This window comes from Streptococcus sp. 9903, from assembly GCF_013276625.1.
Classification (GTDB): domain Bacteria; phylum Bacillota; class Bacilli; order Lactobacillales; family Streptococcaceae; genus Streptococcus.
On the sequence record NZ_VMLI01000014.1, the window covers coordinates 32405 to 44421 of the forward strand.

A 12017-nucleotide genomic window follows, 5' to 3' on the forward strand; every position below is an offset into this window, starting at 1 on the left:
AGTGCTTTGAGCAACCTGCGGCTCGCTTCCTAGTTTGGTCTTTGATTTTCATTGAGTATAACAGACAAGAAAGTGAATGGATAAGAACGTGCAGGAACCAGTGAAATTATTTCAATACAATACCCTTGGAGCCTTGATGGCTGGCCTTTATGGTGGTACTATGACAGTAGGAGAATTGCTAGAGCATGGTGACCTTGGTTTGGGAACCTTGGATTCTATTGATGGAGAATTGATTGTCTTAGATGGCAAGGCCTATCAGGCCAAAGGCTCAGGAGAACAACCAGAAATTGTAGAAGTGTCACCAGATGCCCTTATTCCTTACGCAGCAGTGGTACCACACCAGGCAGAGGTCATTTTCCGTCAGCGCTTTGAGATGACGGACAAGGAGTTGGAAGAACGAATTGAGTCTTATTATGATGGGGAAAATCTTTTCCGCTCTATCAAGATTCGGGGGGAATTTTCGCATATGCATGTGCGTATGATTCCTAAGTCAACACCAGATACCAAGTTTGCTGAGGTCGCAACCCATCAACCTGAATATAGTTGTGATAATGTGGCGGGAACCATCGTTGGTTTCTGGACGCCAGAGATTTTTCATGGTGTCAGTGTGGCAGGCTATCATCTACACTTCATCTCAGATGACTTGACCTTCGGTGGGCATGTTATGGACTTTGTCATCAAGGAAGGCATTATCGAGGTAGGAGCAGTTGACCAGTTGGACCAACGTTTCCCAGTCCAAGACCGTCAATACTTGTTTGCTAAGTTCAATGTTGACGAGATGAAAAAAGATATTGAAAAGGCGGAATAGGAGAAGAAAATGACCATTCATATTATCATTACCATGGTGCTGTTGCTAGCTTTTCTGTTTGGGAGCATTTGGTATGCCAAAAAGAAATACCAGATCAATCTAGCTGTTTTGGGCTTGGGGGCTGTTGCCTTCTTTGTCTCTTCACAGATTTTGGAAAAACTGGTGCATATCTTGGTTTTGCATCCTCAAAAAGACGGTAGTATTGCCCTCTTGCAGGATCATCCGCTTGTCTATATCATTTATGGTCTAGCCATGGCAGCATTTTTTGAGGAAACAGCTCGCCTTATTTTTTTCAAATGGTTGGAGAAAAAGAGAAGTTTGGAAAAGGCAGATGCCTTGGCCTATGGCTTGGGGCATGGTGGCTTGGAGTTGATTTTCCTAGGCCTTACTAGTTTGATCAATCTCTACATCGTTCTTTCGGCAGTTCAAACGCAAAATCCACAGATTATGCAATTACTGTCTGAAAATATGTTGAAAACCATCCAGTCGCTATCAATCTGGCAGATTTATTTGCTTGGTTTTGAGCGAATCTTGGCGCTAGGTTTCCAATTACTTTTGACAGTTTGGGTTTACCAAGCTATTCGCCAGAAGAAATGGATTTATCTCCTAGCAGCCTATGGCCTACATGCCTTCTTTGATCTGGCACCATCTCTAGTCCAAGTTGGCTGGTTGACAAATCCAGCCTTGGTTGAAGTGGTCCTAGCACTTGAACTTGTTCTGGTTGCCTATGGAACAAAGGCAATCTTTTGCAAAAAATCATAAGAAAAGGGGGAAACCTCTTTTTCTTATGCAAAAACCAAACGAGATTTTTTTAGGGTCGTCAAATGGTCTTAAAAATGGTATAATGGAATGAATTTTGTAAAAGGAAGAGTGACATGTCTGTAAGAGAAAAAATGCTTGAAATCTTAGAAGGAATTGATATCCGTTTTAAGGAACCCTTGCATAGCTATAGTTATACAAAAGTAGGTGGAGAGGCTGATTATTTGGTCTTTCCACGAAATCGTTTTGAGTTGGCGCGCGTTGTTAAATTTGCCAATCAAGAAAATATTCCTTGGATGGTTCTTGGGAATGCCAGTAACATTATCGTTCGTGATGGTGGGATTCGTGGATTTGTCATCTTGTGTGACAAGCTCAATAATGTTTCTGTTGATGGCTATACCATCGAAGCTGAAGCAGGGGCTAACTTGATTGAGACAACTCGCATTGCCCTTCGTCATAGCTTGACGGGTTTTGAGTTTGCTTGTGGCATTCCTGGAAGCGTTGGTGGTGCTGTCTTTATGAATGCGGGTGCCTATGGTGGCGAGATTGCTCACATCTTGCAGTCTTGTAAGGTCTTGACCAAGGATGGAGAAATAGAGACCCTGTCTGCTAAAGATTTGGCTTTTGGTTACCGCCACTCAGCCATTCAAGAGTCTGGTGCAATTGTCTTGTCAGCTAAATTTGCCCTTGCTCCAGGAACCCATCAGGTTATCAAGCAAGAAATGGACCGCTTGACGCACCTACGTGAACTCAAGCAACCTTTGGAATATCCATCTTGTGGTTCGGTCTTTAAGCGTCCAGTAGGGCATTTTGCAGGTCAATTAATTTCAGAAGCTGGCTTGAAAGGTTATCGTATCGGTGGTGTTGAAGTGTCTGAAAAGCACGCAGGATTTATGATCAATGTCGCAGATGGAACAGCCAAAGACTACGAAGACTTGATTGAGTCTGTGATTGAAAAAGTCAAGGAACACTCTGGCGTTACTCTTGAGAGAGAAGTCCGTATTTTAGGTGAAAGCAAGTAGGAAGCTGTAGTTGAAAAGCTGCTACTATGTCATGGAAAGGGGGTGAAAGCCTATCGTTAGTGCAGAAGAATGTAGGCAGTTCAATCTCCTACACGAGGTAGTGGCGGCCTGACAGAGCCCTGATCTGTTAATCTATGAAAAAGAAGGAATAAATGACAATTGAAAAAACCAATTATTGAATTCAAAAACGTCTCTAAAGTTTTTGAAGACAGCAACACCAAGGTTCTCAAAGATATCAACTTTGAGTTGGAAGAAGGGAAATTCTACACCCTTCTAGGCGCATCTGGTTCAGGGAAATCAACCATCCTAAACATTATTGCAGGTTTACTGGATGCGACGACAGGAGATATTTTGCTGGACGGTATCCGCATCAATGACATCCCAACCAACAAGCGAGACGTCCATACGGTCTTCCAATCTTATGCCTTGTTTCCACATATGAATGTGTTTGAAAATGTTGCCTTTCCACTTCGCTTGCGTAAGATCGACAAGAAAGAAATCGAGAAACGCGTAGCGGAAGTTCTCAAGATGGTTCAGTTGGAAGGTTATGAAAAACGTTCCATCCGTAAACTCTCTGGAGGACAACGTCAGCGTGTGGCTATTGCCCGTGCCATCATCAACCAACCTCGTGTGGTCTTGTTGGACGAGCCTCTGTCAGCGCTGGACTTGAAATTAAGAACAGACATGCAGTATGAACTGCGTGAACTACAACAACGCTTGGGTATTACCTTTGTCTTTGTCACTCACGATCAGGAAGAAGCCCTTGCCATGAGTGACTGGATTTTCGTTATGAATGATGGTGAGATTGTCCAGTCTGGAACACCAGTGGACATCTACGATGAGCCAATTAACCACTTTGTTGCCACCTTTATCGGTGAGTCAAATATCTTGCCAGGAACCATGATTGAGGACTACTTGGTTGAGTTTAACGGCAAACGCTTTGAAGCAGTCGATGGTGGGATGAAGCCAAATGAACCTGTTGAGGTCGTGATTCGTCCAGAGGACTTGCGTATTACCCTTCCTGAAGAAGGCAAGCTCCAAGTTAAGGTTGATACCCAGCTCTTCCGTGGGGTGCACTATGAAATTATCGCCTATGACGAACTTGGAAATGAATGGATGATCCACTCAACCCGTAAGGCCATTGTGGGTGAGGAAATCGGTCTGGACTTTGAACCAGAAGACATCCACATCATGCGTCTCAACGAAACCGAGGAAGAGTTCGATGCCCGTATCGAAGAATACGTGGAAATTGAAGAGCAAGAAGCAGGTCTGATCAATGCAATCGAGGAGGAAAGAGATGAAGAAAACAAGCTCTAAACTCTTTGTAGTGCCCTACATGCTCTGGATTGCCCTCTTTGTCCTTGCACCCTTGGTCTTGATTTTCGGACAATCCTTTTTCAACATTGAAGGCCAGTTTAGTTTAGAAAATTATAAATCTTACTTTGCGTCACAAAACTTGACCTACCTCAAAATGAGTTTCAACTCTGTACTCTATGCAGGAATTGTGACCTTTGTGACCTTGCTTATCAGCTATCCGACAGCCCTCTTTTTGACCCGTCTCAAGCACCGTCAACTCTGGCTCATGCTGATTATCCTGCCGACATGGATCAATTTGCTCCTCAAGGCCTATGCCTTTATCGGGATTTTTGGTCAAAATGGCTCTATTAACCAATTCTTGGAATTCATCGGAATTGGTTCACAGCAGTTGCTCTTTACCGATTTCTCCTTTATTTTTGTCGCAAGCTACATCGAGCTTCCCTTTATGATTTTGCCAATCTTCAATGTTTTGGACGATATGGATAACAACCTCATCAATGCCAGCTATGATCTCGGTGCGACCAAATGGGAAACCTTCCGCCATGTCATCTTCCCTCTGTCTATGAACGGAGTGCGAAGTGGAGTTCAGTCTGTCTTTATCCCCAGCTTGAGTCTCTTCATGCTGACCCGTTTGATTGGTGGGAACCGCGTTATCACCTTGGGAACGGCTATTGAACAGAATTTCCTAACCAATGACAACTACGGTATGGGTTCAACCATCGGTGTAATTCTCATCCTGACTATGTTCATCACCATGTGGGTGACCAAGGAAAGGAGAGAACGATGAAAAAATTTGCCAACCTTTATCTGGGACTGGTTTTTCTTGTCCTCTACCTGCCTATCTTTTACTTGATTGGCTACGCCTTTAATGCAGGAAACGACATGAACAGCTTTACAGGCTTTAGCTTGAGCCATTTTAAAACCATGTTTGGCGATGGTCGTCTCATGTTGATTGTGACTCAGACCTTTTTCTTGGCCTTTCTATCAGCCTTGATAGCGACCATTATCGGGACTTTTGGAGCTATTTACATCTACCAGTCTCGTAAGAAATACCAAGAAGCCTTTCTATCACTCAATAATATCCTCATGGTTGCGCCTGATGTTATGATTGGTGCTAGCTTCTTGATTCTCTTTACTCAACTCAAGTTTTCACTTGGCTTTTTGACCGTTCTTTCTAGTCACGTGGCCTTCTCCATTCCTATCGTGGTCTTGATGGTTTTGCCTCGACTCAAGGAAATGAATGGCGACATGATTCATGCGGCCTATGACCTTGGTGCCAGTCAATTTCAGATGTTCAAGGAAATCATGCTTCCTTATCTGACTCCGTCTATCATTGCAGGTTATTTCATGGCCTTCACCTATTCGCTAGATGACTTTGCCGTGACCTTCTTTGTAACGGGAAATGGCTTTTCAACCCTGTCAGTTGAAATTTACTCTCGTGCTCGTAAAGGGATTTCGCTTGAAATCAATGCCCTGTCTGCCCTTGTCTTTCTCTTTAGTATTATCCTAGTGGTTGGATATTACTTTATCTCACGTGAGAAGGAGGAGCAAGCATGAAAAAACTCTATTCATTTTTAGCAGGAATTGCAGCCATTATCCTGGTCTTGTGGGGAATTGCGACGCATTTAGACAGTAAAATCAATAGTCGAGATAGTCAAAAACTGGTTATCTATAACTGGGGTGACTATATCGATCCAGAACTCTTGGAGAAATTCACAGAAGAAACAGGAATCCAAGTACAGTACGAGACCTTTGATTCCAACGAAGCCATGTATACCAAGATCAAGCAGGGTGGAACGACCTACGATATTGCTATCCCAAGCGAATACATGATTAACAAGATGAAGGACGAAGACCTCTTGGTACCGCTTGACTATTCAAAACTTGAAGGTCTTGAAAATATCGGACCAGAGTTCCTCAACCAGTCCTTTGACCCAGGCAATAAATTCTCCATTCCTTATTTCTGGGGAACCTTGGGAATTGTTTACAATGAAACCATGGTCGATCAAGCGCCTGAGCATTGGGATGATCTCTGGAAGCCAGAGTATAAGAACTCTATCATGCTCTTTGATGGGGCGCGTGAGGTGCTGGGACTGGGGCTTAACTCGCTGGGCTACAGCCTCAACTCCAAGGATACCCAGCAGTTAGAAGAGACAGTTGATAAGCTCTACAAATTGACTCCAAATATCAAGGCTATTGTGGCGGATGAGATGAAGGGCTATATGATTCAGAACAATGCTGCTATCGGCGTGACCTTCTCTGGTGAAGCCAGCCAAATGCTGGAGAAAAATGAAAATCTACGCTATGTGGTTCCGACCGAGGCCAGCAACCTTTGGTTTGACAATATGGTCATTCCCAAAACAGTCAAAAATCAAGATGCAGCCTATGCCTTTATCAACTTTATGTTGAAACCCGAAAATGCCCTCAAAAATGCAGAGTATGTCGGCTATTCAACACCAAACCTACCAGCTAAGGAACTGCTCCCAGAGGAGAAAAAAGAAGACAAGGCCTTCTATCCTGATGCTGAAACCATGAAACACCTAGAAGTTTATGAAAAATTTGACCATAAATGGACAGGAAAATATAGCGACCTCTTCCTACAGTTTAAAATGTATCGGAAGTAGGAGTAGAACGTAAGAAAACGAATCAGTTAAGCTGGTTCGTTTTTTTATGTAAAAGGTAATTTTTGTAACTGTATGTTTTTCTATGATAGTTGCTTATTTTCTTGCCTAGTAGTATACTAATCTTAACCTTACAGAAAGCGGTAACAAATAATGAAAATATCTACTTTTTTCAAAAAAAGTTTCTGGCCAACCTTTTTGACTGTTCAGCAAACATATATACTATTTTATCTAAAGGATGGTTTGGATCGACAATACCTAACAACTGAGTCTATATATTTGGTGATAGGAAACTTTATATTTGCAAATATTTGCGTAGCTATCTTTAGCAATTCGAAAACTTGGGATAAAAGTTGGGATAAAAAGAAAAATGGCAGTAAGAAAAAATATATCCTGAAAAAGTAATCTGAGATGTAGGGAATTGGTCTGATTCAATGGAGATCATTTCCAGTTGACGCAAGCTTAAAAAAACGGTATAATAAGAAAGTTGAGAATTGATTTTCAATCAACTTAGTCCAGAGAAATGGCGGTGCTGCGAGCCATCTAAGCTAGGAAGTCATGCTACTCAATCATACAATTGCATAAGAATAAGAGAATGACAAGTTCATTGAATGAAGGTGGTACCGCGGTTTTTTCGCCCTTCGTGATATGAGCTTGTCTTTTGGTTTTTGGAGGTGTTGAGGAAAACATTTCTTGTCAAACAAAAGTTTCGTCTTGGAGGCGAACGTTTCGCTATCAAGGACGACAGGGGAGAAATCGCCTATCAGGTGGAGGGATCATTTTTTAAGATTCCCAAAACTTTTACCATCTATGATGCGGCTGGTGAACAAGTCAGTCAGATCAGTAAAGAAATCTTGACCTTGCTTCCTCGTTTTGAGATTCAGCTTCGGGATGGCTCGAGTTTTGTCATTCGTAAGAAGTTGACCTTCTGGCGAGATAAGTATGAGTTTGATAATCTAGGTCTTCGTATCGAGGGCAATATCTGGGATTTGGATTTCAAATTGCTGGATGATCGCGATCAGTTGATTGCGGAAATTAAGAAGGAACTCTTCCATTTGACCTCTACCTATACCATAACGGTTCTGGAGGACGCTTATGCAGACCTAGTCATTTCCCTCTGTGTTGCGATTGACTATGTGGAAATGCTGGAAAGCCAATCACATTAAACAAGTAAATAAGGAGACAATATGAAACAACTATCTAGTGCACAAGTACGCCAAATGTGGCTTGATTTCTGGGCGACCAAAGGTCACTCTGTAGAACCATCAGTGAGCTTGGTTCCTGTAAATGACCCAACACTTTTGTGGATCAACTCTGGGGTAGCAACCCTTAAGAAATACTTTGACGGAACCATCATCCCTGAAAATCCACGAATTACCAATGCCCAAAAAGCCATCCGTACCAACGATATTGAAAACGTAGGGAAGACTGCACGTCACCATACCATGTTTGAAATGTTGGGGAACTTCTCTATCGGTGATTACTTCCGTGACGAAGCCATCACTTGGGCTTATGAGCTTTTGACAAGCCCTGAGTGGTTTGACTTCCCAGCTGAAAAACTTTACATGACCTACTATCCAGATGATAAAGATTCATACAACCGCTGGATTGAAGTAGGAGTGGACCCAAGTCACTTGATTCCAATCGAGGACAACTTCTGGGAAATCGGTGCAGGACCTTCTGGACCAGATACAGAAATCTTCTTTGACCGTGGAGAAGCCTTTGACCCAGAAAATATCGGACTTCGCCTGCTTGCAGAAGATATTGAAAACGACCGTTATATCGAAATCTGGAACATCGTTTTGTCACAATTTAACGCAGACCCTGCTGTTCCTCGTAGCGAATACAAGGAATTGCCACACAAGAACATTGATACGGGCGCTGGTTTGGAGCGTTTGGTGGCAGTTATCCAAGGGGCTAAGACAAACTTTGAAACGGACCTCTTCATGCCAATCATTCGTGAAGTGGAGAAATTGTCTGGTAAGGTCTATGACCAGGATGGCGACAACATGAGCTTTAAGGTTATCGCTGACCACATCCGTTCCCTTTCATTTGCTATCGGTGATGGTGCCCTTCCAGGAAATGAAGGTCGTGGGTACGTCCTTCGTCGTCTTCTCCGTCGTGCTTCTATGCATGGTCAAAAACTGGGTATCAACGAGCCTTTCCTTTACAAACTGGTTCCAACTGTTGGAAAAATCATGGAAAGCTACTACCCAGAAGTGCTTGAAAAACGTGACTTTATTGAAAAAATCGTTAAGAGCGAGGAAGAGTCATTTGCTCGTACCCTACACTCAGGTCAACACTTTGCCCAAGGTATCGTAGCAGACTTGAAAGAAAAAGGACAATCTGTCATCGCTGGTTCAGATGTCTTTAAACTTTACGACACTTATGGATTCCCAGTTGAACTGACTGAAGAAATCGCTGAAGAAGCTGGCATGACTGTAGACCGTGAAGGTTTTGAAGCAGCCATGAAAGAACAGCAAGAACGCGCGCGCGCCTCAGCTGTTAAAGGTGGTTCAATGGGTATGCAAAATGAAACCCTTCAAAACATCACTGTAGAAAGTGTCTTCAACTACAATGCTAGCCAATTGTCTTCTAAATTGGTGGCTATCGTGGCTGACAATGCAAAAGTAGAAGCTGTGTCAGAAGGAACTGCCTCACTTATCTTTGCGGAAACGCCATTCTACGCTGAAATGGGTGGACAGGTCGCTGACCACGGACAAATCTTGGATGAGTCAGGTAAGGTTGTGGCTACTGTAACAAATGTTCAAAAAGCACCAAACGGACAAGCTCTTCACACTGTTGAAGTCCTTGCACCGCTTGCCTTGAACCAAGAATATACCTTGGCAATTGATACAAATCGTCGTCACCGTGTTATGAAAAACCACACTGCGACTCACTTGCTTCACGCTGCCCTTCATAATATCCTTGGAAACCATGCAACACAAGCAGGATCTCTTAACGAAGTTGAATTCCTTCGCTTTGACTTTACCCACTTCCAAGCTGTGACTGCTGAAGAATTGCGTGCCATTGAGCAGCAAGTCAATGAAAAAATCTGGGAAGCTCTTGAAGTGAAGACAGTTGAAACGGATATTGACACTGCCAAAGAAATGGGAGCTATGGCTCTCTTTGGTGAGAAATACGGCAAGGAAGTCCGTGTTGTTACTATCGGTGACTACTCTATCGAGCTTTGTGGTGGTACCCACGTTGGCAACACTTCTGAAATTGGTCTTTTCAAGATTGTCAAAGAAGAAGGTATCGGATCAGGAACTCGCCGTATTTTAGCAGTGACTGGTAAGGAAGCCTTTGAAGCCTACCGTGAACAAGAAGATGCTCTTAAAGCTGTCGCAGCAACCTTGAAAGCACCACAAGTCAAGGAGGTGCCTCATAAAGTAGAAGGGCTTCAAGAACAACTTCGTCAATTGCAAAAAGAAAATGCTGAGTTGAAGGAAAAAGCCGCAGCAGCTGCCGCAGGCGATATCTTCAAGAACGTTAAGGAAGTCAACGGTCACCGTTACATTGCTAGCCAAGTGTCTGTATCTGATGCTGGTGCCCTTCGTACTTTTGCGGATAAATGGAAACAAAAAGACTACTCTGATCTTCTTGTCCTAGTTGCCGCTATCGGTGACAAAGTCAATGTCCTTGTAGCAAGCAAGACAAAAGACCTTCATGCAGGAAACCTTGTCAAAGAATTAGCACCAATCGTCGATGGACGTGGTGGTGGTAAACCAGACATGGCCATGGCAGGGGGAAGCAACCAAGCTAAGATCCAAGAATTGTTGGATGCAGTAGCAGGTAAATTGTAATCAAGCAAAGATCTATCCATTTGGGTAGGTCTTTTTGTGAATGCAAAAAAGCCAAATCCCCTTGGACCTGGCTTGATTATCATTAGCTATTAGATTGTATTGGCTGCCCAGACACTTACGGATTTAGCTGAGACTGAGAATTGTCCATAACCTTCCTCATCGATTGTAACTTGATCTTGGTGGTTTTCAAGTAAATCTACAAAGGTTTGGTTAGCCCATTCTTGGCCGACAAACATTGACTTGCTGTTTTCTTGGTCATTTGAGATGAGGACTGCGATTGGGGCTTGATTTTCAGCACCTGAACGTACCCAACCGATACAGTTAGGGTCATCAAAGTAGTCTGTTTGCTCTCCATAGGCCAAATCTTTTCGGATGGCTAGGAGGCGGTCAAGGACTTCTTTGAAATCTTCTTGAGCATATTGCCCTGAAATCCCATAGTAGTCGCCGTAAAAGACACATGGAAGGCCATTTTGGCGTAACAGAATGAGGGCATAGGCTGCTGGTTTGAACCATTCTTCAACAGTAGACTCAAGAGCCTGTCCTCGTTGTGTATCGTGGTTGTCGACAAAAGTCACAGCCTTGTCAGGCTTGAGTTCAACCAGGCTATCTGTGAAAATACCACGAAGGTCATAGTTGGAACCTGCTCGGCTAGCATCAAAGAGATTCTGGTGGAGACGAACATCGACAAGGTCAAAGCGTTCTTCCGTTTTTTCAAGATAGTCCAGATTGGCTTCCTTGTCTGGATTCCAAAATTCACCAAAAACATAGAAATCCTCACCGTATTTTTCCTTCATATCGCGGATAAAATTGCTCATGAAGAAAGAGTCAATGTGCTTAACGGCATCCAAACGGAAACCAGCAATACCAGTCGTCTCCATGAACCAGTCAGTCCAGTCATAGATATTTTTGATAACTTCAGGATGCTTAAAGTCTAGGTCGGCATACATGAGGTAGTCGTAGTTACCATTTTCGTTATCGACCAATTCCTCATTTGCCCAGCCCTTGTTGTCCCCTTGGATGAGATAAATCCCAGACTTACGGCGTTTTGCATCATAGTCAGTACCTGTGAAGTGGTACCAGTGCCAGTGGAAGTCATTGTAGGTATCGTGGCGACCATCGAAGGTAAAGCTAGTCCAGCCATTGATGGTGAAAGGTTCTCCAAGTTCGACTGTACGGTCTACAGGATCCACTTCGATGACCTGAAAGGCTTCCATGTGATCAGCCGCCGCCTTGTGATTGAGCACCACATCGGCCATAGGTTGAATTCCCTGTGCTTTTAGGGCTTGAATGGCTTGAAGATAGTCTTCTTTGAAACCATACTTGGTACGGACTGTCCCTTTTTGGTTGAACTCTCCTAGGTCGAATAAGTCATAGACCCCATAGCCTACATCTTTTTCATTGGTAGCCTTGAAAGCTGGTGGCATCCAGACATGGCTGATACCGAGATTAGCTAGGTGTGGAGCATCTTCAGCCAGACGCGTCCAGTGCTGACCGTCGTGGGGCAGATACCATTCAAAGTATTGCATGAGTGTTTGATTTTGCATGATGTTTCCTCTTACTTGTCAATCTTGTTCTTTATTCTATCATAAAGTATCTCTTGGCGCAAACGTTTGCGTAAGAATAGAAGGAAACTATTGTATCTACTTAAAATAAAGTGTTGATTTTTTTGTATCAAAGTGCTAGT

At 43.3% G+C, this 12017-nt stretch carries 11 protein-coding genes; 10 read left to right on the forward strand and 1 reads right to left on the reverse strand.

The genetic code is table 11. The features are described from left to right. The first annotated feature begins 76 nt into the window (after positions 1–76). The 10 genes from budA to alaS all read left to right on the forward strand — a co-directional run bounded on the left by budA (position 77) and on the right by alaS (position 10333). Positions 77–808 (forward strand): acetolactate decarboxylase, encoded by a 732-nt coding sequence (gene budA / locus HT696_RS06220; protein WP_173282644.1) that lies wholly within the window; start codon positions 77–79, stop codon positions 806–808. A 9-nt stretch (positions 809–817) separates the two neighbouring features. Beyond that, positions 818–1570 (forward strand): YhfC family glutamic-type intramembrane protease, encoded by a 753-nt coding sequence (locus tag HT696_RS06225; protein WP_173282645.1) that lies wholly within the window; start codon positions 818–820, stop codon positions 1568–1570. Positions 1571–1683: 113 nt separating this feature from the next. Continuing rightward, positions 1684–2589, forward strand: a complete 906-nt coding sequence (gene murB, locus HT696_RS06230) for a UDP-N-acetylmuramate dehydrogenase (RefSeq protein ID WP_000116174.1) — start codon at positions 1684–1686, stop codon at positions 2587–2589. A 159-nt stretch (positions 2590–2748) separates the two neighbouring features. Next, positions 2749–3906 (forward strand): ABC transporter ATP-binding protein, encoded by a 1158-nt coding sequence (locus HT696_RS06235; RefSeq protein ID WP_173282646.1) that lies wholly within the window; start codon positions 2749–2751, stop codon positions 3904–3906. Next, positions 3887–4693 (forward strand): ABC transporter permease, encoded by an 807-nt coding sequence (locus tag HT696_RS06240; RefSeq protein ID WP_000753801.1) that lies wholly within the window; start codon positions 3887–3889, stop codon positions 4691–4693. Before HT696_RS06235 ends, HT696_RS06240 begins: the two co-directional genes overlap by 20 nt. Further along, positions 4690–5463, forward strand: coding sequence for an ABC transporter permease subunit (locus HT696_RS06245; protein WP_000712740.1), 774 nt, complete (start codon positions 4690–4692; stop codon positions 5461–5463). Before HT696_RS06240 ends, HT696_RS06245 begins: the two co-directional genes overlap by 4 nt. Continuing rightward, complete coding sequence (locus HT696_RS06250; RefSeq protein WP_173282647.1) at positions 5460–6530, forward strand: ABC transporter substrate-binding protein; 1071 nt, start codon at positions 5460–5462, stop codon at positions 6528–6530. Before HT696_RS06245 ends, HT696_RS06250 begins: the two co-directional genes overlap by 4 nt. Positions 6531–6680: 150 nt before the next feature. Continuing rightward, positions 6681–6932, forward strand: coding sequence for a hypothetical protein (locus tag HT696_RS06255; protein ID WP_173282648.1), 252 nt, complete (start codon positions 6681–6683; stop codon positions 6930–6932). A 263-nt stretch (positions 6933–7195) separates the two neighbouring features. After that, complete coding sequence (locus HT696_RS06260) at positions 7196–7693, forward strand: LURP-one-related/scramblase family protein (protein ID WP_173282649.1); 498 nt, start codon at positions 7196–7198, stop codon at positions 7691–7693. Positions 7694–7714: 21 nt separating this feature from the next. After that, positions 7715–10333, forward strand: coding sequence for an alanine--tRNA ligase (gene alaS / locus HT696_RS06265; RefSeq protein ID WP_173282650.1), 2619 nt, complete (start codon positions 7715–7717; stop codon positions 10331–10333). 89 nt (positions 10334–10422) lie between these two features. Here the strand turns inward: alaS and HT696_RS06270 are convergent, their stop codons facing one another. Further along, entirely contained in the window at positions 10423–11877 is a 1455-nt protein-coding gene (locus tag HT696_RS06270) for an alpha-amylase (RefSeq protein ID WP_173282651.1), read from the reverse strand. Positions 11878–12017 lie beyond the last annotated feature (140 nt).